Consider the following 18,970-nt stretch of genomic DNA (forward strand, 5'->3'; position numbering starts at 1 on the left):
CGGGTCTTCGACCGATGACACAGGCCCACACGTCAAAGCGTCTTTCCGCTCTTGCTGAGTGACTTGGCCAGCTTGCTGAGATCGCTGTAAACGCGTCCGGCCCGGGGATTCCAATTGGACACATCCTGACCTTGGGTTTTGACCACAAAATCGTCACCCCTGGCTGCCGGGCCGGTCAAAGCGGCCTGGGGGCCTTGCGCACAGACATTTTCACACGTTCCGCGCAGCAGCGTTTCATTCAACTGCCGGGCAATGTGATCGGGCACGCCTGCCGATTCCCATGCCTCACGCGCAACGGCCTGCAGAACAACCGTGAAGTTATTCGAGATGACTGCGGCAGCATGGTATAGGCTCTTGCGATCAGAGCTAATGGGAAAGCATGTGGCGCCAAGGGTCTCGAACAGGGCTGTCGCCACTCCGCTTGCATCGCTGTCTCCTTCTACTCCGCAAAGCGCACCCTGGAACTGCGTTTCGGCAACCTTTGGATCGGCAAAAGAAAGAACCGGATGCACACTTGCCAGCCTCCAATTCAACTGGCGCAAGGCGGCCATCTGATCGGCAGGGAAAAAGCCGCTGCAATGAAACGCAAAGGGCGAAGCAGTGGGCTTTGCCCGCGCCTGGAAGACCTCGGCAAGTTGACCCGCGACGGAAGCGATCTGAGTATCAGGCACGGTCAGCAGCCAAATTTCTGCCGGTCGAACCTCGGCCAGATCATCAACTGCGCGGCCCTGCCCGACCGCACGAACAAGGGCTTTCGCCGATGCCCCCCGCGCGCTCGAGACGTCCTGAAGGACATAGCCCGCCCTGTCCTGTAAAAGTCGGGCAAATGTCTGGCCGACCCGCCCGGCGCCAATGATATTAACGCTCAAACTCTGCATACCGTCGGCCTCCTGTCCTGCTTGAAACATCTATTGTCGATGCGGCCCAAACTCTCAAGCAGAGCGTTTCGTCAAAATATGTTACACAAATATTGCTTTTCTACTTTTCAGTAACATATTATGCATCAAATATCCTGATGCTGAATCATATATGGATTCGCCGACGGGGATCGGCATTTGCAGGTTATTGCGTTTGAGGAGTGCGCAAACATGTATGCACAGATGGTCAAATCCACCGGCAAAGGTGTACAGTCCCGCGACGACATGAGCCCCGAGGACCGGGTCTTTCAGGATCGCATCGATCAAGGCGAAAAGATTGAGCCGAAGGACTATATGCCGGACGCCTACCGGAAAACCCTGATCCGCCAGATCGGTCAGCATGCACATTCCGAGATTGTCGGCCAATTGCCCGAAGGAAACTGGATCACCCGCGCACCGACGCTTGAACGAAAAGCAAACCTGCTCGCTAAGGTGCAAGACGAAGCAGGCCACGGTCTTTACCTGTATTGCGCTGCGGAAACGCTTGGGGTCAGTCGGGACGAGTTGGTTGAAATGCTTCATTCCGAGCGGATGAAGTACTCGTCAATCTTCAACTACCCCACCCTGACTTGGGCCGATATGGGCGCGGTCGGTTGGCTGGTCGATGGTGCTGCGATCATGAATCAGGTGCCGCTGCAGCGCACATCCTACGGGCCTTACGCCCGCGCCATGGTGCGTATCTGCAAGGAAGAAAGCTTTCACCAGCGCCAAGGCTATCACATCATGATCAAGATGGCGAAAGAGGGCACCGCCGATCAAAAGCGCATGGCACAGGATGCGCTGAACCGGTTCTGGTATCCCGCGTTGATGATGTTCGGCCCATCGGACAAGGACAGTGTCCATTCCGCGCAGTCAATGGCGTGGAAGATCAAGATCAACACCAACGACGAGCTGCGACAGAAATTCGTTGATGAAACCGTTCCCCAAGCCGAGTTTTTGGGCCTGACGATCCCTGACGAAAACCTGCGCTGGAACGACGAAACCGGCCATTACGAGTTCAGCGAGCCTGACTGGTCGGAATTCTTTGAAGTGATATCCGGCAACGGTCCCTGCAATGCCGAGCGCCTGAGCGCACGTCGCAAAGCGTGGGACGACGGCGCATGGGTTCGTGAGGCGATGCTTGCCCACGCGCAAAAATCCAAGAAACGCTCTCAAGCCGCGGAGTAACCCGATGACACAGAACAACGAATGGCCGCTTTGGGAAGTATTTATTCGCGGGCAGCACGGAATGAGCCACCGTCATGTCGGCTCTTTGCACGCTGCGGACGCGGCACATGCAATCCGCAATGCGCGCGACGTTTATACCAGGCGGAATGAAGGCGTCAGCATCTGGGTCGTCGAGGCCGAAAAGATCACGGCATCCAGCCCCTCGGACAAGGGTCCACTGTTTGATCCGGCCCGTGACAAGGTTTACCGGCACCCGACCTTTTATGACATCCCCGAAGAAGTGGGGAAAATGTGATGCAGGCGCAGCAGAATAGCCCGTTGTTCGAGTTCCTCTTGCGACAAGGGGACAACGCGTTGGTTCTGGGGCACAGGACGTCCGAATGGTGCGGCGTGGCACCGGTATTGGAGGAAGATATCGCGCTGGCAAACATGGCGCTGGACCTGATCGGACAGACGCAGATGTGGCTGGGATACGCTGGTGAAGTCGAAGGCGCTGATCGGTCTGCCGATGATCTGGCCTTCTTGCGGGACGTTTACGACTTTCGGAACCTTCTGATGCTCGAAGTGCCAAACGGTGATTTTGGGCGCACTCAGATGCGGCAATTCCTGTTTGATGCGTATCAGGTGCCGTGGCTGACACGGCTGCAGGACTCGGCGGATACTCGCGTGGCCGAAATCGCGGCGAAGTGCCTGAAAGAGGCTCTGTATCACCTCGACCGGTCGTCCCACACCGTTATTGCCTTGGGTGACGGAACCGCCGAAAGCAATCATCGGATGGCTGATGCGCTGTCGTATCTCTGGCCGTATAGCGGTGAAATGTTTGCCGACGACGCAACCGACAACGCAATGGCCGAGGCCGGAATTGCCCCTCTGCCCTCGGATATGCGCGCGTTCTGGCTGGACACGGTACAGTGCGTTCTGAACGAGGCATGTCTGACCGTACCCGAAGGAAGCTACGCCCAGAGCGGAGGCCGCAGGGGTTTCAGACACACGGAACATCTGGGTCATATGCTGGCCGTCATGCAGACCCTGCAACGTTCCTACCCCGGAGCCGCGTGGTAGGTGCCATGTCCGTAAGCGAAGCGCAAATTTGGGATTGGCTCGAAACAGTGCCTGACCCGGAAATTCCGGTGATTTCGGTAGTAGACTTGGGCGTCATCCGCGATGTCTCGGTCGCGCAGGATCAGGTGACTGTGACCATAACGCCGACCTATTCAGGATGCCCGGCAATGGCCGTGATCTCGATGGACATCGAAACCGCGCTTGCAAAGAACGGCGTGGACAACTTGAACATCCAAACGCGCATCGCTCCGGCCTGGACAACTGATTGGTTGTCCGAGAAAGGCCGTGCAAGGCTTGAAGATTTTGGGATCGCACCCCCCCAGCCTGCGGGTGGGCCGTCCCGATGTCCGCATTGCAAGTCCGACCAGTTGGAAAAGATCAGTCAATTTGGCTCGACCCCATGCAAGGCGCAGTGGCGGTGCAAAGACTGTCTGGAACCCTTCGACTATTTCAAATGCATCTGAGGTCCCACATCATGGCCAAGTTTCATCCTCTCACGGTGACAGACATCCATAAAACTATCCGCGATGCCGTCGTAGTGACGTTGAAGGCGGAAGTTCCAGAGAACTTCGCCTTCGCGCCGGGGCAGTATCTGACCTTCAAAAGAGATTTCGATGGCGAGGAGCTGCGCCGGTCCTACTCTATCTGCGCGGCACCGCACGAGGGCATCTTGCAGGTCGGAGTCAAGAGTGTCGACGGAGGAGCCTTTTCAAACTGGGTCAACTCGGAACTGAAAGTGGGGGACGTGATGAACGCGATGACCCCAATGGGCAATTTTCACGCGGCAGCCAACGTGGATGCGCCACACTATCTGGGGTTTGCTGGCGGGTCTGGCATCACGCCGATCCTGTCGATCCTGAAAACCGCGCTGTCTGAGGATCCATCCGCGCGTTTCACATTGGTCTACGCGAACCGGAACCCAAACACGATCATGTTTCGGGAAGAGTTGGAGGACCTGAAAAACCGCTATCTGCAAAGGCTGAATATCGTTCACATCCTCGAGGATGACAGCCAAGAAATCGACCTTTTCCAAGGGCGGGTAGACGGTGAGAAATGCGCGGCAATGTTTCGGCACTGGATCGACATCAACTCGGTATCTCTGGCCTATATCTGTGGGCCGGAACCAATGATGTTGGCGATTTCGCAAGCCTTGAAAGATCACGGATTGACCAAGGATCAGATTAGGTACGAATTGTTCGCGTCTTCGCAACCTGGGCGGGCTAAGTCACGGGCCGCTTCAAAAACCAATGACGACAAGGGGATCAAAGGCCGCGTCACCTTGGGCGGTGTCAGCCGCAGCTTTACCATTCCAAAAGATACCAGTCTGTTGGAAGCCGCCCTTGCCGAAAATCTGGACGCACCGCATGCCTGCAAAGCCGGGGTCTGTTCAACCTGCAAGGCGCGGGTGGTTGAAGGCGAGGTTGAAATGGTCGCGAACCACGCCCTGGAAGATTACGAGGTTGAGGCGGGCTTAGTTCTGACCTGTCAGTGTTTTCCTGTGGCAGACAAAGTGGTTTGGGACTACGACGAGGGCGGGTACTAGTCGGCGGCCTGCACGCCCGGCAATCCGGCCATAATGAACCGCGACAAGGTTACCGCATAATCCTCGCGGTCGGAACGTGACGCCTTTGGGTGCCACATGTAGTACCAGTTCAACATCCCAAAGACCGACATAGTCAACTCGCGCAGCAGCCGTCGTTCTGTGCTCAGCTTGCCGCCGCTGACCGCATCCAGAATGCCACTCATCTGCGTGACCATGTCCTTCTGGTAGGCTTTCAGCACCTTTTGCATGTCCTCTGGCAACAACGACACGCCTTCGCTTTGAATGTTGTGCTCGTAGTCCATGCCCTCATAGGCCAGCAGGTATTCGCGCAAAACCAGATGCAGTTGTTCTTCGGGAGGCTTGCCTTCCAAGTCCACGCCCGAGACCCGATCGTTCAATTCCGAGAGATATGAGTCCAGAATATCGAACAGCAATGCCTCTTTGCTGTCATAGTAGTGGTAGATATTAGCCTTTGATATCCCAGCGCTTTTCGCCACCTGATTCATCGAGGCGCGCGCGATGCCCTCTCGGGCGAAAACACTGGCCGCAACAGAGAGGATGCTCTGACGCTTCTGGTCGTGGTCCTTTGCGATCGTGCGCGCCACGGGCTTACTCCTTTGGTCTGTTGTCGATCACACGGCGGGCCTTACCCTGACTGCGCTCGACTGTGCCGGGGGCTCCGACGGTCACTTTGGTTCCGACCCCTATGGTGTCTTTGATCTTCTTGGACAAGACCCCTGCCGCAGCGTTTCTCGCCTCTGCCGAAGCGGTGTCGGACCCAGCTTCGACATGCACGGTCATCGCGTCCATGCGGCCATCGCGGGTCAATTCAATCTGGAAATAGGGTGCAAGGTCAGGGGTCGCCAGAACCAGTTCTTCGACCTGAGTGGGAAAGACATTCACGCCTCGCAGGATAATCATGTCGTCAGATCGCCCGGTGATTTTCTCCATCCGCCGCATTGAACGCGCTGTCCCCGGCAACAGCCGGGTCAGATCGCGCGTACGGTAGCGTATCATCGGCAGCCCTTCTTTGGTGAGTGTTGAAAAGACCAACTCACCGATTTCTCCGTCAGGCAGAACCTCGCCTGTTTCGGGGTCTATGACCTCGGGGTAGAAGTGATCCTCCCAGATGTGCAGCCCGTCTTTGGTCTCGATACATTCGTTGGCTACACCCGGCCCCATGATTTCCGAAAGCCCGTAGATATCGACCGCGTGCATGTCGAAGGCATCCTCGACTTCTGCCCGCATCGCGTTGGTCCAGGGTTCTGCACCAAAAATCCCGACATCCAGCGAACTGTCCCGCGGGTCTATTCCAGCGGCACGAAACTGTTCAAGAATGTTGAGCATGTACGACGGAGTCACCATGATCGTGCTGGGCTTGAAATCCTGTATCAGCATCACTTGCCGCTCGGTCATTCCGCCAGACACCGGAACGACTGTGCAATTCAAACGCTCCGCACCGTAATGCGCACCCAATCCGCCGGTGAACAGGCCATAGCCATAGGCTATGTGCACAATATCACCCGGTTTGGTGCCGCTGGCCCTCATCGACCGGGCGACAAGATTTGCCCACATGTCGATATCGCGACGCGTATATCCCACGACGGTTGGTTTGCCCGTCGTTCCAGATGAGGCATGGACCCGCACGATCTGTTCACGCGGGACGGCGAATAGCCCAAAGGGGTAGTTTGAGCGTAGGTCGTCTTTGTAGGTGAAAGGAAACTTTGCCAAGTCACTCAACGTTTGCAAATCATCCGGATGCACGCCCGCCTCATCGAACCTTTGCCGATACATGGGCACGTTTTCATATGCGTGCTTCACGGACCATTTCAGGCGCTGCAACTGCAAGGCGCGGATCTCGTCGATGGATGCGATTTCAATCGGATCGAGCAAATCTCGGGCCGGTGTCAGATCTTTCATTGGCTCCTCCCCTATTCCTCGAACAACTGGCCCGGTACGGCGCGGGAACAGCCTCGGAATTCAGCAATCACTTCGTTGAGCTGGTTGGTAACGGTGACATCATAGATACCACTGCGTCCCGTCAGGCTGACTTCACGTGCCTCTGCAATAAGCCTGTCCCCCAATCGGCCCGGCGCGATATAGGAAATCGTGTTGTGCTGGGCGACCGTGGATTGATTGCGACTGTTGCAGGCAAACGCAAATGCACTGTCGGCCAGCAAAAAGATTATGCCGCCGTGACAGATGCCATGACCATTCGCGTGGTGTCGCTCGACCGTCATTGACAGCGTGGCTTGGCCTTCGTCGACTTTGTCGATCTGAAGCCCGACCCATGGGCTTGCATTATCTGCGCTCCACATAGCTTGTGCCGCGCGTTCGGCGCGCTCTTTTGGTGTCATGCTAGCGCCCCTCGAAACTTGGTAGCCGTTTTTGCAGAAAGGCCGACACACCTTCGGCGTAATCGGCGCTTTGGCCGCAGGTTTTCTGCAACTTAGCCTCAAGAACCAACTGAGCGTCCAGATCGTTATGCGCGGCTGCCTGAATCGCCTCTTTGGTACGAGACAGACCAAGGGTTGGCCCTTGTGCCAATCTTTCCGCCAGCAACCGCGCCTCGGTCATCAGTGCATCTTGTGCAACGCATTTCCAGATCAGACCCCATGCCTCGGCTTTTTGCGCCGCAAGAGGTTCTGCCGTCATTGCTAGCGCCATGGCGCGCGCCTCGCCCAAACGCCTCGTCAGCAACCATGACCCGCCTGCGTCCGGAACCAGACCAACTTTGGAAAACGACTGCACGAATTTAGCTGTGTCAGAGGCCAGCACGATGTCGCAGGCCAACGCCACATTCGCGCCTGCACCCGCGGCAACACCATTCACGGCGCAAATAACCGGTGCCTCAAATGACCGGATTTGCCGGATCAAGGGATTATAGAAAGTTGTCAGCGTCCGCCCCAGATCCGGCGGCCCGTCGAGGGTTGACGGATCACGATCACCCAAATCCTGACCCGCGCAAAAACCACGCCCCGCACCGGTAAGCAGCACTGCCCTCGCAGCTTCGGAATGTGCGGCATTCAACGCGTCGCGCAGGGCCAGATGCATCTCGTCGTTAAAACTGTTCAGCTTTTCCGGACGGTTCAAAGTAAGCTCGACCCAGTCCGCGTGCCGCGTGACAAGCACAGTGTCGGACACCATATTCTCCTTGATCTTCCTTAGCCTTGTCCTTAAACATTTCATAAACCGACCGGTAGGTCAATTAATGATTGGAGTCATACCGGAACCAGACGCGAGGAATGCCACATGACCGTACAAAGCGTTGAAAGCTATATCGCAGGCCAGTGGATCGGGTGCGACAGTTCGGCCCGCGATATTCATTCCGCCGTAACCGGAGACGTAATCGGTCGCGCAGGCAACAGCGCGTTGGATGTTTCGGCACTGCTGCAATACGCGTACGAAAAGGGCGGCCCTGCCCTGCGCAAGATGACGTTTCACGACCGTGCGCGGATGCTCAAGGCGCTGGCGCTACACCTGGAGCAACAAAAACAGGCGCTATATGATATCTCGTTTTCGACGGGCGCAACACAAAGTGATCACCTGATCGACATTGACGGCGGCATCGGCACGCTGATGGTCTATGCCAGCAAAGGCCGACGCGAGATGCCCGATGACACGGTCTATCTGGATGGCCAGATCGAACGGCTGTCGCGTCAGGGAACGTTTCTAGGTCAGCACATTTGCACCTCTCTGACCGGAGTGGCGCTTCACATCAACGCGTTCAATTTCCCGGTATGGGGCATGCTCGAAAAGCTGGCCCCGACCCTTTTGGCCGGCGTCCCGGCGATCGTGAAACCTGCGACGGCGACATGCTATGTCACCGAGCGATGCGTGCGGATGATGTTAGACAGCGGTGTGCTGCCAGAAGGCTCCGTTCAACTGATTTCCGGCAGTCTTGGGCCAGTTCTGGATCACTTGGGTGGGCAGGATATCGTCAGCTTCACGGGCTCGGCAGCTACGGCCAGGACGTTGCACAGCGCGTCCTGTTTTCTCCAGAATGCGACGCGGTTCATTGCCGAACAGGACAGCCTGAATTCCTCGATCCTCGGGCCGGATGCTGTATCCGGCTCGCCAGAGTTTGATCTGTTCATCAAGGAAATCACACGCGAAATGACAACCAAGGCCGGTCAGAAATGCACGGCCATTCGGCGCATCATGGTGCCAGAATCTCAGGTTGACGCGGTAATAAGCAGGTTGCGCAATCAGCTTGGATCGGTCGTTGTCGGCGACCCGGCCGCCGAAAAGACGCAGATGGGCGCATTGGTGTCTCAGGCCCAAAGGCGCGACGTTCTGGAAAAGGCTGCCTTGATCGGGCAAGAGGCGGAACGTGTTTTCGGAAACCCCCAAGACTTTGAGGTTCATGGGGCAGACCGCGACAACGGCGCTTTTGTGCCCCCAATGCTGTTTCATTGCGCGTCACCGGACACTGCCAACCTGCTGCACTCCGTCGAGGCGTTCGGCCCTGTTTCCACCGTGATGCCCTATCGCGATCTGGATCATGCCATAGACATGGCCAATCGAGGCGGCGGTAGCCTTGTGGCATCGGCAATCACCAATGATCCGGACATCGCACGAACAGTCGCGCTGGGTGCCGGGGCTTTCCACGGCCGACTTTATTTCAACAACCGGACTTCGATGAAGGAAAGCACAGGCCACGGCTCTCCTCTGCCGCATATGGTGCATGGCGGGCCCGGTCGTGCGGGTGGCGGTGAGGAGATGGGTGGCGTGCGCGGCGTAATGCACTACATGCAGCGCACCGCCATTCAGGGCAGCCCTGACATCCTGACCCGCATTGGGCAACAATGGGTTCCCGGCGCCAAGGAACACACAGACCGCGCCCACCCGTTCACGCGCACATTCGACGAGCTTGAAATTGGGGAAACCTTGTACACCGGGGAACGTGAAATCACGCTGGATGACATCGAAACCTTTGCCCATTTCACCGGCGACACCTTCTATGCCCACATGGATGATGCTGCCGCCAAACGGAACCCTTTCTTTCCCGGACGGGTCGCCCACGGGTATCTTTTACTAAGCTTTGCAGCCGGACTTTTTGTTCAACCGGACGAAGGCCCGGTCCTGGCCAATACCGGGTTGGACAATCTGCGGTTTCTAAAGCCCGTTCAGCCGGGCGACAGCATTCATGTGCGCCTTACCGTTCTACAAAAAACGCCGCGCAATCGGGACTATGGTGAGGTTCGGTGGCATGTATCCCTGCTCAATCAAAATGGCGATATGGCCGCGGAATACCAGTTGCTGACAATGAACGCTTTCAAGACAGCCTGACCGCCGGGTTTTCCCATAGCCACGCAACGCGCCCACATGGTATCCAAGAGGCCAGCCCTAGTTTAAGCCTTTTGGAAAGACCCGCATTTGACCCCGGCAGAAACTCTGATTGAAGACCTCAGTACGCTTGAACCAATAAAGACATGGTCACTGATCGTCACCTTGTTTGGCGACTTCAACGGCCAGCATGTTACAGGCAAGGAGCTGGGCTTGCTGTTAGGGCATGTGGGCATAAAAACCGAAGCCATGCGGGTCGCCTTGCACCGGCTCAGAAAAGACGGGTGGATCGTATCTACAAAATCTGGGCGCGAAGTCACCTACAGCCTTTCAGACCACGGCCTTGCAGAAACGCATGCCGCTTACGAGGACGTCTATAGGCAAGATGTCAAATACCCGGAAGGCTGGCAGTTTCTGTTGACCAAGGAAGACATCGAAGCGCCCGACCCGGCAATCCGACTTGAGCGGTCACTGCTTTTGGTTCCGATGGACTCTGCCCTAGGCGATGGGTCCGAAGTCTGCCTGCGGCTGGATATGGACGCGATACCCGATTGGTTTTCTACTCGGATCGTTCCCCCTCAGACTCTGTTTCACGCGCAACGCCTTTTCGACCTGGCGGGCCGCGTCCGGGAAACAGAGCTTGCGCCCCTGCCCCTGGCGGCGGTGCGGCTGCTACTGCTGCATCATTGGCGCAAGATCGCACTACGAAGTTCAAGCTGGGCGCATATTTCCCTTGTCCCTGACGGACCCTTGGCGATCTGTCACGACCGCGTCACTGGTTTGCTGGCGGACCTGCCCAAGCTCTCACCCAAGGCGTATTCGGGCTAAACACCAGCGCCCGAAGTGGCAAAATAGCGCTCACCAATAGTTGACCGACCGGTTGGTTTATGAAACTGTATTCAAAAGCTGTCCGCAGCTTTTATTATGGGAGGACAACATGAAACAGACATTTGCGGCCCTTGGGCTGGGGATTTCCACGTTGCTGGCTGGGGGCTCTGCCTGGGCAGAGAAAACCATGGTGGTTTCATCATGGCTGCCACCCAGCCACATCGTGAACGAAATCATCTGGCCAGAGTTCATTTCACGCATCGAAGAAGCAACCGATGGACGTGTGACCGGTGCTATTGAATACAATCTGGCCTCACCCCCAGCGCAAGCCGACCTGATCGAAGATGGCGGCGCGGATGCGGCATGGATTTTCCATGGCTACAATCCCGGCCGATTTGTCACCACCAAACTGATCGAGATTCCGGGGCTTGAAGGTGACTCTGCCGCTGCATCCGCCGCCCATTGGCGAGCGCATGAGCAATACCTGGCCGCAGCCAACGAACATGACGGCGTTGTTCCGGTTGCCATGATGGTCCATGCCCCGGGCATGTTGCACCTGTCCAAGGAAGTCAGCTCGCTTGACGATGTCGCGGGTCTCAAAATCCGCTCGGGCGGTGGCGTTATGGGGGATGTCCTCAAAGGTTTGGACATGGCTGGCGTTCAGGTTGCTGCGCCCAAAGTCTATGAAACCGTCTCTAACGGTGTCGCCGACGGGACGTTCTTTCCCGGTGATACGATTGCCATCCTGCGCTTGACCGAAGTTCTACCCTACACCTATCGCGTACCGGGCGGATTCTATCGCGGCTCTTTCTCGATCATCATGAGTGAAGAGTTCCTTGAGTCTGTCGGCGAAGAAGACGCCACTGCCATCCGAGCCGCTCTGGGCGAGGATTTCTCGGCCTTCGCGGGCAAAGCGTGGGACGTCGGCAACCAGAGGGGTCTGGATGCGCAGGCTGCCTCGGGTCAGATCATTGACCTTGAAGGGGATGCAGCCGCCCCGTTTGAAGCGCTGGTGCCACAGATACAGGCATCGGTGCTTGAAGAAGTCTCTGGCAAGGGCGTCGATGCAGAAGCTGCGATGCAACTGATCCGGGACACCATGTCCGAATACAGCGCGAAATGAGCGCACAGTCGAACCTCAAACGGGCAAGCCACTGGTTTGCCCGCTTATGTCTGTTGGGCAGCGGTCTTTGTCTTATGCTCGTAATGGGTTTGACAGTCGTAGAGGTTATCGGTCGCTATATCTTCAACGCACCGATTTTCGGGCGTCAGGATCTGGCTCAAATTCTGTTGGCGTTGTCCATCTTCTTCGCGTTTCCCGTGGTCACCCTGCGGCGCGAACAGATTGACGTTGACCTGCTTGACCACCTATTCCCACGCCGCGCTGCGTTTTGGCGCGACCGGTGTATCGACGCGCTGACATCGCTTTGCCTACTGACGATGGCGATTTGGCTGTTCGCGCGCGCGGACAAGGCGCTAGAACGCGGCGTTACCAGCGAGTTGCTGTTCATCCCAAAATATCCGCTCATTTATTTCATCGCGCTCGTCGTGGGATTGACCGGCGTACTGTTGGCGGTCAGTGCAATGCTCAAAATCATACGGCCATCTGGCCCTGAAGGACTCTGACCAAGATGGAAGTCTCACTGATTGCTTTTGCGCTGGTCATCTTCCTTGTGCTGCTGCGCGTGCCGATTGGAATTGCAATGGGATTTATCGGGGCAATCGGCTTTGTTTACCTGCGCGACGGGCGCTGGTCCGCAGGGCTGGGCCCGGCGGCGGACTCGATACTGGACGTGACCCAGAACGACGCGCTGTCGGTGATACCGCTGTTTATCTTCATGGGCATGATCGTCGCGCAAAGCGGCATGGCGCTGGATTTATACCGCGCCGCCTACACGTTGGTCGGACGGTTGCCCGGCGGGTTGGCGATGTCGACGATTTTGGCCTGCGGTGGCTTTTCCGCTGTTTCGGGTTCATCGCTGGCCACGGCTGCGACCATGTCCAAAGTCGCCCTGCCACCGATGCGCAAGTTTGGCTATCACGACAGCCTGTCGACCGCATCCGTCGCTGCGGGCGGTACGTTGGGAATACTTATCCCGCCCAGCATCATCCTGATCATCTACGGCTTTCTGACGGGTCAATCCATCGGGAAGCTGTTTTTAGCCGGCATTTTGCCCGGTCTTCTGGGAATCCTGCTGTATCTGGGCGCTGTCGCCTTCGTTGTCTGGCGCAAACCCGACTACGGTCCTGCGGGTGAAAAAAGCTCATGGTCTGAAACGCGGCAAGCTTTGTTGCGCGTCCTTCCAATCCTCGCGCTGTTCACGTTGATCATTGGCGGTTTGTACGGTCGAGTCTTCACAGCGGACGAGGCCGCGGGCGTCGGCGCATTTGGGGCGATCATCATTTCGATCCTGATCGGTCGTTTCACGTTCAAGGGGCTGATCGAGGCGCTGGTTCAGACAGTGAAAACATCTGTTGGACTGTTTGTCCTATTGATCGGTGCAGACATCTTTAACCGGCTGATTACACGTGCCAGATTGCCAGACGACCTACTGGCATTGGTCCAGGGGGCCGGGCTGGAGCCGTTCACGATTCTGCTGATTATCATCTTGATCTACATCGTTCTGGGCGCCGTGTTTGAGAGCCTGTCCATGATCACGCTGACCGTACCGGTCTTCGCACCTTTGATCGCGTCATTGGGCTTTTTCGAGGGCGATATCACCGGGGAAACCGCGCTGATCTGGTTCGGGATCATCGTTGTGGTGGTCACAGAAATCTCGCTGATCACGCCCCCCATCGGCTTGAATGTCTTTGTTCTAAGGTCCGTCGTGCAAGACGTATCAACGGCCACGATCTTCCGCGGGGTGACGCCTTTCTGGGCCGCCGATATCGTAAGGCTGGCGCTACTAGTGGCTCTGCCTGCGCTTTCCTTGTTCCTGCCCTTGGGCATATTTGGCTTTGGCCCATGAATGCAGAGGAATTATTCTGACGCCGCCTTGGACGAATAATAATATGCGATGGCCTGTGCTCGGTTTCTGACCGACAGCTTTTCATAGATGTTTGAAAGGTGAAACTTCACGGTATTTGCCGATATCTGCAGTTCCTTCGACAATTCTCTGTTCGATAGCCCCTTGGCCAAGGCTTCGAGGATGACAATCTCTTTGCGGGACAAGCCGTGCAGAGGATCCTTTTGCATCTTGCGCACGTCAATAAATGGAAAGACCATCTTGCCTTTTGCCACGTCCACGCAGGTTTCCAACAAGCCATCAACCTCACCAGACCGAGACGCGAACCCGGCTGCGCCCGCTTGCATGGCAAGTCGCGGGATATCTCCCAGATCATCTCCATAGATCACGAACCGTGGCGGGTTTTCCTGTTCGCGCAACACTTCGATCAGCTTGGCAGCACCCAGAACTGGCAAGTTCCACGAAATCACGCAAACTTGGACGGGCACCCGCATAATCGCACCCAAGAACCCTTCGGCCGTGGCGGATGTCGCCACCAAAGAGAATCGCGGATCGCGTTCAAAAATTTCCGACATCGCCGAAAGGACCAACGGGTTGTTGTCAGCCAGCATGATGTCGATCGGAGCTAAAGTCTTTTCCGTCATTGATTTCCCGTGCAAATTTCGCACCAACCACCCAAACGGGTAGGTCATTCTTTGGTATACAGCCGTATATTTACCAATTTGGGTAGGTTTTTCCCCATCCAAACAGATACCCGGAAGCAGTAGTAAGTTACGTTGCGTTAACTGGCAAGCTTCGGTTTTCCTCACCTCCAACGCGACGCATGGGGCCATCACAGACCCCATCACTGAGGAGGATCGCACGTGACATTTCAAGTCTACCCAGCTCTCGAAATCCCCGAGACCCTTGCTGCTGGTCCCGGACCCGGCAACACCGATGCCCGAGTACTGCGGGCCTTTGCCAGCGCAGGCGTCGCGGACCACATGCAGGGTGATGTCCTGAGAGGTATGATCGAATGCAAGCATATGCAGCGCGAGATTTGGGGCACCAAAAACACCTATACCTTCGCCGTGGCCGGAACCGGCTGGAGCGGGCTGGACACGATGTTCTCGGCCGTGATGCCGGGCGACAAAGTCGTTGCTTTCACCAACGGCACATTTTCGGGAATCGACGCGCTGACGCTTCGGATCAAGGCTGCAACGCCGCAGGAACACGCGGCCAATCCATTGGACCCACAGGCGGCAAGCGTCACCGTTGTCGAAATTCCCCACGGGCAACCTGTGACTGGCGCGATCGTGGAAGCGGCACTGGCAGAGCACAAACCAAAATGGGCGTTCATGGCGCATTGGGAAACTGGTTCCGGCCGGGTCAACGATCTGCGCGGTTTCTCGGACGCATGTGAACGGCATGGCGCGATGGGTCTGATTGACGCCGTATCGTCGCTGGGTGTTGCGGATTTCCGTATTGATGACTTCCCCGGCATCGCGGGTTGGGCGTCCTGCCCGCAAAAGGGCCTGTGCTGCCTGCCGCTGACCTATGCACCCGTCAGTTTTACCGACGCCTACATAGACACGTTAAAGACGTCTGGGGCTTACACCTACGTTCACAACCCGATTTTCGAGGCCCGTCACTGGGGTATCGTCGACGGACAGGACGTTGATAAAGGCACCTACCACCGGACCCATTCCGGCTATGCCGTGGCCGCCTTTCACGAATCCCTGCGCCTGACTCTGACCGAGGGGCTGGCCAAGCGCGCGCTTTCCTACAAAACGCACGAAGCCGTCCTGCGGGACGCCGTGACCGCGATGGGATGTCAGGTGACCTCGGACATGCCCAGCCTTGTTGTTCTGAACCTGCCGCCCGAGCTGGCAGGCCGCGAGATGGAACTGGTCCAGGCGTGCCGCGCCAAGGGATTTGGCATCTGGCCAACACTCAGCGCCCCCGTTCAGGTGCGGATTGGCATCCTGAATCAGCTAAATCACCAGGCAATCAGCCACATCATCCACCTGTTCGCCCAAGCGATACAGGATCTTGGCGGCACCGTGGACTTTGACGCAATCGAAGCTCTGCTGGAAAGCCGCTACGGGACATCGATTGCGGCCTGACCGCACTGCATTCACGGGAGAACATGCAGATGGATATTCACGAATATCAGGCAAAAGAACTTCTTTCCAAGTTTGGTGTCGAAACCCCTTCGGGGGCTTTGGCCTACAGCCCGGAACAAGCCGCTTACCGCGCACGCGAGTTGGGCGGCGACAAGTGGATCGTCAAAGCGCAGGTCCACGCAGGCGGGCGGGGCAAAGCCGGGGGCGTCAAGCTGTGCAACTCGGAAAGCGAAATCTACGCTGCTTGCGATGACATGTTTGGCCGCAAGCTGGTCACGCATCAGACCGGCCCCGAGGGGAAAGGCATCTACCGCGTCTATGTCGAGGCGGCCGTGCCGATTGATCGCGAGATCTATCTGGGTTTTGTGCTGGACCGCTCGAGCCAGCGCGTGATGATCGTGGCCTCGTCCGAGGGCGGGATGGAGATCGAGGAGATCTCGGCCGAGCGTCCCGACAGTATCGTTCGCTCGATCGTTGAACCGGCGGCGGGGTTGCAGGAATTCCAAGCGCGTGAGATCGCGTTCAAGCTGGGGCTTGAGCCAAAGCTGATCCAGCACATGGTCCGCACCTTGCAGGGCTGCTACGCCGCCTTCAGCGAGTTGGACGCGACCATGGTCGAGATCAACCCGCTGGTCATCACCGGCGACGACCGGGTGCTGGCGCTGGACGCGAAGATGAGCTTTGACGACAACGCCCTGTTCCGCCGCCCGCAGATTGCCGAGCTACGCGACAAAAGCCAGGAAGACCCGCGCGAAAGTCGCGCCGCAGACCGGGGTCTGTCTTATGTGGGACTGGACGGCAATATCGGCTGCATCGTGAACGGTGCGGGTCTGGCTATGGCCACGATGGACACGATCAAGCTGGCCGGTGGCGAGCCTGCGAATTTCCTGGACATCGGCGGCGGTGCCTCGCCCGAGCGGGTGGCGAAAGCCTTCCGGCTGGTGCTGTCGGATGACAACGTGCAAGCGGTTCTGGTCAATATCTTTGCAGGCATCAACCGCTGCGATTGGGTGGCCGAGGGTGTGGTGCAGGCGCTGCGCGAATTGGAAATCGACCTGCCGGTGATCGTGCGTCTAGCGGGTACGAATGTCGAGGAAGGTCAGAAAATCCTCGCCAAATCGGGTCTCCCGATCATCCGCGCAACAACTCTGATGGAAGCCGCCGAGCGCGCCGTGGGCGCGTGGCGCAATGATCTGACCCAAAACACCAAGATGAGGGCCGTGTAATGAGCATTCTTCTGGACCGCGACAGCCGTGTAATCGTTCAGGGCATCACCGGGCGCATGGCGCGCCTGCACACCAAAGATATGGTCGAATATGGCACCAATGTTGTGGGTGGTGTCGTCCCCGGCAAAGGCGGTGAAACCGTCGAAGGTGTGCCGGTTTTCGACACCGTCAAGCAAGCGGTCGAGGCCACCGGCGCCGATGCCAGCCTGGTTTTCGTCCCGCCCCCGTTTGCGGCGGATTCGATCATGGAAGCCGCAGATGCAGGCATCCGGTATTGTGTCTGCATCACCGATGGCATCCCCGCGCAGGACATGATCCGCGTCAAGCGTTACATGTACCGCTATCCCAAGGACAAGCGCATGGTGCTGACTGGCCCGAACTGTGCTGGAACCATCAGCCCCGGCAAGGCGCTGCTGGGAATCATGCCGGGCCATATCTACCTGCCGGGCAATGTGGGCATTATCGGACGCTCGGGCACGCTGGGTTATGAGGCTGCGGCGCAGTTGAAAGAGCGCGGCATCGGAGTGTCCACCAGCGTCGGCATCGGCGGCGACCCGATCAACGGATCGTCCTTCCGCGACATCCTTGAGCGGTTCGAGATGGATGAAGATACCGAGGTCATTGCCATGATCGGTGAAATCGGCGGCCCTCAGGAAGCGGAAGCGGCGGAATATATCCGTGACCATGTGACCAAGCCCGTTGTGGCTTATGTTGCCGGTCTGACCGCGCCCAAGGGCCGGACCATGGGCCATGCGGGTGCCATCATCTCGGCCTTTGGTGAAAGCGCGAGCGAAAAGGTGGAAATCCTGACGGCGGCCGGCGTGACCGTGGCCGAAAACCCGGCGGTGATCGGCGAGACCATCGCCCGCGTCATGGGAAAGGCTGCGTGATGGTCAAACCTTCGATCCTTGTCACCCGTCGCTGGCCCGCTGCTGTCGAAGCGCAACTGGCCGAAAACTACAATACCGTGCTGAATACCGGGGACATTCCGATGTCCCCGTCCGAGATCCGCAACGCACTAAAGACATACGACGCGGTTCTGCCCACGGTGACCGACACGCTCAGCGCCGAGGCGCTGGACGTGCCCGCCGCCCAAACCAAAATCCTGGCCAACTACGGTGTCGGCTACAGCCATATCTACGAACCGGCTGCCCGCGATCTGGGTATGACGGTCACCAACACGCCGGACGTTCTGTCCGAATGCACGGCTGATCTGGCGATGACCCTTCTGCTGATGGCTGCCCGTCGTGCGGGTGAGGGCGAACGTGAGCTGCGTGCAGGCGGCTGGACCGGCTGGCGGCCCACGCATCTGGTCGGCACCAAGGTCAGCGGCAAGACGCTGGGCATCATCGGCTTTGGCCGCATCGGTCAGGAAATGGCCCGCCGCGCCCATCACGGGTTTGGCATGAAAATCCTCGTGCAGAACCGCAGCGCCGTGGCGCTCGATGTGCTGCAGCAATTCAATGCGACGCAGGTCGAAACGGTGGATGAGTTGCTGCCGCACTGTGATTTCGTCTCGTTGCATTGCCCCGGAGGGGCCGCCAACCGGCACCTGATCAACGGACGCAGGTTGGATTTGATGAAACCCAACGCCTTCCTGATCAACACCGCGCGCGGTGAGGTGGTGGACGAACGCGCCTTGGTTCAATCTCTGATATTCGACACGATCGGAGGCGCTGCGCTGGACGTGTTCGACGGCGAACCGCGCATCAGCCCGGACCTGCTGCAATGCGACAATCTGGTGATGTTGCCTCATCTGGGCAGCGCCACAAAGGAATCGCGCGAGGCGATGGGCTTCCGCGTTTTGGACAATCTGGGCGACTTCTTTGCCGGCCGCCCCCCTCGCGACCGCGTCATCTGACACACC

The 18,970-nt window shown here is 57.7% G+C and carries 20 protein-coding genes; 14 read left to right on the forward strand and 6 right to left on the reverse strand.

Translation table 11 applies throughout. The features are described from left to right. Window positions 1-32: 32 nt before the first annotated feature. Entirely contained in the window at window positions 33-878 is an 846-nt protein-coding gene (locus ACR0B7_RS10830; protein WP_170563264.1) for a Rossmann-like and DUF2520 domain-containing protein, read from the reverse strand. Window positions 879-1,088: 210 nt separating this feature from the next. Here ACR0B7_RS10830 and paaA point away from each other — a divergent pair, with 210 nt between their 5' ends. Genes paaA through ACR0B7_RS10855 form a run of 5 tightly spaced genes read left to right on the forward strand, consistent with a single transcriptional unit; the run spans window position 1,089 to window position 4,689 of the window. Continuing rightward, window positions 1,089-2,084, forward strand: a complete 996-nt coding sequence (paaA, locus tag ACR0B7_RS10835) for a 1,2-phenylacetyl-CoA epoxidase subunit PaaA (protein ID WP_170415871.1) — start codon at window positions 1,089-1,091, stop codon at window positions 2,082-2,084. A gap of 4 nt (window positions 2,085-2,088) precedes the next feature. Beyond that, window positions 2,089-2,379, forward strand: a complete 291-nt coding sequence (gene paaB / locus ACR0B7_RS10840) for a 1,2-phenylacetyl-CoA epoxidase subunit PaaB (protein WP_170415873.1) — start codon at window positions 2,089-2,091, stop codon at window positions 2,377-2,379. Then, window positions 2,379-3,146 (forward strand): 1,2-phenylacetyl-CoA epoxidase subunit PaaC, encoded by a 768-nt coding sequence (gene paaC, locus ACR0B7_RS10845; protein WP_170415875.1) that lies wholly within the window; start codon window positions 2,379-2,381, stop codon window positions 3,144-3,146. Before paaB ends, paaC begins: the two co-directional genes overlap by 1 nt. A 5-nt stretch (window positions 3,147-3,151) precedes the next feature. Beyond that, window positions 3,152-3,610, forward strand: coding sequence for a 1,2-phenylacetyl-CoA epoxidase subunit PaaD (gene paaD / locus ACR0B7_RS10850; RefSeq protein ID WP_170415877.1), 459 nt, complete (start codon window positions 3,152-3,154; stop codon window positions 3,608-3,610). Between the two features lie 11 nt (window positions 3,611-3,621). After that, window positions 3,622-4,689 carry a ferredoxin--NADP reductase gene (locus ACR0B7_RS10855; protein WP_170576792.1) on the forward strand — a complete coding sequence of 356 codons (1,068 nt, stop codon included), beginning with the start codon at window positions 3,622-3,624 and terminating at the stop codon, window positions 4,687-4,689. Here ACR0B7_RS10855 and ACR0B7_RS10860 read toward each other — a convergent pair. From ACR0B7_RS10860 to paaG, 4 genes are read right to left on the reverse strand one after another with little or no spacing between them, the layout of a single operon-like run. Then, complete coding sequence (locus ACR0B7_RS10860; protein ID WP_170389134.1) at window positions 4,686-5,294, reverse strand: TetR/AcrR family transcriptional regulator; 609 nt, start codon at window positions 5,292-5,294, stop codon at window positions 4,686-4,688. The two genes, ACR0B7_RS10855 and ACR0B7_RS10860, sit on opposite strands and share 4 nt — an antisense overlap. 4 nt (window positions 5,295-5,298) lie before the next feature. Continuing rightward, window positions 5,299-6,609: a phenylacetate--CoA ligase PaaK gene (gene paaK / locus ACR0B7_RS10865; protein WP_170485873.1), complete on the reverse strand. Its 1,311-nt coding sequence runs from the start codon at window positions 6,607-6,609 to the stop codon at window positions 5,299-5,301. 11 nt (window positions 6,610-6,620) lie between these two features. Beyond that, the gene (gene paaI, locus ACR0B7_RS10870; RefSeq protein WP_170415883.1) at window positions 6,621-7,046 is read right to left on the reverse strand and encodes a hydroxyphenylacetyl-CoA thioesterase PaaI; all 426 of its coding nucleotides are present in this window, start codon (window positions 7,044-7,046) and stop codon (window positions 6,621-6,623) included. 1 nt (window position 7,047) lies between these two features. Further along, entirely contained in the window at window positions 7,048-7,833 is a 786-nt protein-coding gene (gene paaG, locus ACR0B7_RS10875) for a 2-(1,2-epoxy-1,2-dihydrophenyl)acetyl-CoA isomerase PaaG (protein ID WP_170415885.1), read from the reverse strand. A gap of 108 nt (window positions 7,834-7,941) precedes the next feature. Here paaG and paaZ point away from each other — a divergent pair, with 108 nt between their 5' ends. From paaZ to ACR0B7_RS10900, 5 genes are all read left to right on the forward strand, one after another. Then, window positions 7,942-9,981 carry a phenylacetic acid degradation bifunctional protein PaaZ gene (gene paaZ / locus ACR0B7_RS10880; RefSeq protein WP_170485874.1) on the forward strand — a complete coding sequence of 680 codons (2,040 nt, stop codon included), beginning with the start codon at window positions 7,942-7,944 and terminating at the stop codon, window positions 9,979-9,981. An 87-nt stretch (window positions 9,982-10,068) separates the two neighbouring features. After that, window positions 10,069-10,806, forward strand: a complete 738-nt coding sequence (locus ACR0B7_RS10885; protein WP_170415889.1) for a hypothetical protein — start codon at window positions 10,069-10,071, stop codon at window positions 10,804-10,806. A gap of 109 nt (window positions 10,807-10,915) precedes the next feature. Then, the gene (locus tag ACR0B7_RS10890; protein ID WP_170415891.1) at window positions 10,916-11,929 is read left to right on the forward strand and encodes a TRAP transporter substrate-binding protein; all 1,014 of its coding nucleotides are present in this window, start codon (window positions 10,916-10,918) and stop codon (window positions 11,927-11,929) included. Further along, a complete protein-coding gene (locus ACR0B7_RS10895) occupies window positions 11,926-12,432 on the forward strand; it encodes a TRAP transporter small permease (RefSeq protein WP_170415893.1) in 507 nt (168 codons plus the stop codon). The genes ACR0B7_RS10890 and ACR0B7_RS10895 overlap by 4 nt, the downstream gene beginning before the upstream one ends. A gap of 5 nt (window positions 12,433-12,437) precedes the next feature. Further along, a complete protein-coding gene (locus ACR0B7_RS10900) occupies window positions 12,438-13,775 on the forward strand; it encodes a TRAP transporter large permease (RefSeq protein WP_170485875.1) in 1,338 nt (445 codons plus the stop codon). Between the two features lie 11 nt (window positions 13,776-13,786). Here ACR0B7_RS10900 and ACR0B7_RS10905 read toward each other — a convergent pair whose 3' ends face one another. Next, window positions 13,787-14,416 (reverse strand): response regulator transcription factor, encoded by a 630-nt coding sequence (locus tag ACR0B7_RS10905; RefSeq protein WP_480681460.1) that lies wholly within the window; start codon window positions 14,414-14,416, stop codon window positions 13,787-13,789. Between the two features lie 219 nt (window positions 14,417-14,635). Here ACR0B7_RS10905 and ACR0B7_RS10910 point away from each other — a divergent pair, with 219 nt between their 5' ends. The 4 genes from ACR0B7_RS10910 to ACR0B7_RS10925 are packed head-to-tail and all read left to right on the forward strand — an operon-like array spanning window position 14,636 to window position 18,964. Then, window positions 14,636-15,877, forward strand: a complete 1,242-nt coding sequence (locus tag ACR0B7_RS10910; RefSeq protein ID WP_170576791.1) for a pyridoxal-phosphate-dependent aminotransferase family protein — start codon at window positions 14,636-14,638, stop codon at window positions 15,875-15,877. 29 nt (window positions 15,878-15,906) lie between these two features. Next, complete coding sequence (locus ACR0B7_RS10915) at window positions 15,907-17,103, forward strand: malate--CoA ligase subunit beta (protein WP_170485877.1); 1,197 nt, start codon at window positions 15,907-15,909, stop codon at window positions 17,101-17,103. Further along, on the forward strand, window positions 17,103-17,993 hold the full coding sequence (gene sucD / locus ACR0B7_RS10920) for a succinate--CoA ligase subunit alpha (protein WP_170415902.1): 891 nt from the start codon (window positions 17,103-17,105) through the stop codon (window positions 17,991-17,993). The genes ACR0B7_RS10915 and sucD overlap by 1 nt, the downstream gene beginning before the upstream one ends. Further along, window positions 17,993-18,964, forward strand: coding sequence for a 2-hydroxyacid dehydrogenase (locus ACR0B7_RS10925; protein ID WP_170416137.1), 972 nt, complete (start codon window positions 17,993-17,995; stop codon window positions 18,962-18,964). Before sucD ends, ACR0B7_RS10925 begins: the two co-directional genes overlap by 1 nt. Window positions 18,965-18,970: the final 6 nt, after the last annotated feature.

The sequence above is a fragment of the Ruegeria sp. BB6 genome (assembly GCF_056539385.1).

What these genes read in the sequence shown, in the direction of transcription:
- ACR0B7_RS10905 (WP_480681460.1), bottom strand. Translation starts at nt 14,416, where the DNA reads ATGACGGAAAAGACTTTAGCTCCGATCGACATCATGCTGGCTGACAAC.
- paaZ (WP_170485874.1), top strand. Translation starts at nt 7,942, where the DNA reads ATGACCGTACAAAGCGTTGAAAGCTATATCGCAGGCCAGTGGATCGGG.
- ACR0B7_RS10900 (WP_170485875.1), top strand. Translation starts at nt 12,438, where the DNA reads ATGGAAGTCTCACTGATTGCTTTTGCGCTGGTCATCTTCCTTGTGCTG.
- ACR0B7_RS10855 (WP_170576792.1), top strand. Translation starts at nt 3,622, where the DNA reads ATGGCCAAGTTTCATCCTCTCACGGTGACAGACATCCATAAAACTATC.
- ACR0B7_RS10890 (WP_170415891.1), top strand. Translation starts at nt 10,916, where the DNA reads ATGAAACAGACATTTGCGGCCCTTGGGCTGGGGATTTCCACGTTGCTG.
- paaA (WP_170415871.1), top strand. Translation starts at nt 1,089, where the DNA reads ATGTATGCACAGATGGTCAAATCCACCGGCAAAGGTGTACAGTCCCGC.
- ACR0B7_RS10830 (WP_170563264.1), bottom strand. Translation starts at nt 878, where the DNA reads ATGCAGAGTTTGAGCGTTAATATCATTGGCGCCGGGCGGGTCGGCCAG.
- paaB (WP_170415873.1), top strand. Translation starts at nt 2,089, where the DNA reads ATGACACAGAACAACGAATGGCCGCTTTGGGAAGTATTTATTCGCGGG.
- paaI (WP_170415883.1), bottom strand. Translation starts at nt 7,046, where the DNA reads ATGACACCAAAAGAGCGCGCCGAACGCGCGGCACAAGCTATGTGGAGC.
- ACR0B7_RS10925 (WP_170416137.1), top strand. Translation starts at nt 17,993, where the DNA reads ATGGTCAAACCTTCGATCCTTGTCACCCGTCGCTGGCCCGCTGCTGTC.
- ACR0B7_RS10895 (WP_170415893.1), top strand. Translation starts at nt 11,926, where the DNA reads ATGAGCGCACAGTCGAACCTCAAACGGGCAAGCCACTGGTTTGCCCGC.
- paaC (WP_170415875.1), top strand. Translation starts at nt 2,379, where the DNA reads ATGCAGGCGCAGCAGAATAGCCCGTTGTTCGAGTTCCTCTTGCGACAA.
- paaD (WP_170415877.1), top strand. Translation starts at nt 3,152, where the DNA reads ATGTCCGTAAGCGAAGCGCAAATTTGGGATTGGCTCGAAACAGTGCCT.
- paaK (WP_170485873.1), bottom strand. Translation starts at nt 6,609, where the DNA reads ATGAAAGATCTGACACCGGCCCGAGATTTGCTCGATCCGATTGAAATC.
- sucD (WP_170415902.1), top strand. Translation starts at nt 17,103, where the DNA reads ATGAGCATTCTTCTGGACCGCGACAGCCGTGTAATCGTTCAGGGCATC.
- ACR0B7_RS10915 (WP_170485877.1), top strand. Translation starts at nt 15,907, where the DNA reads ATGGATATTCACGAATATCAGGCAAAAGAACTTCTTTCCAAGTTTGGT.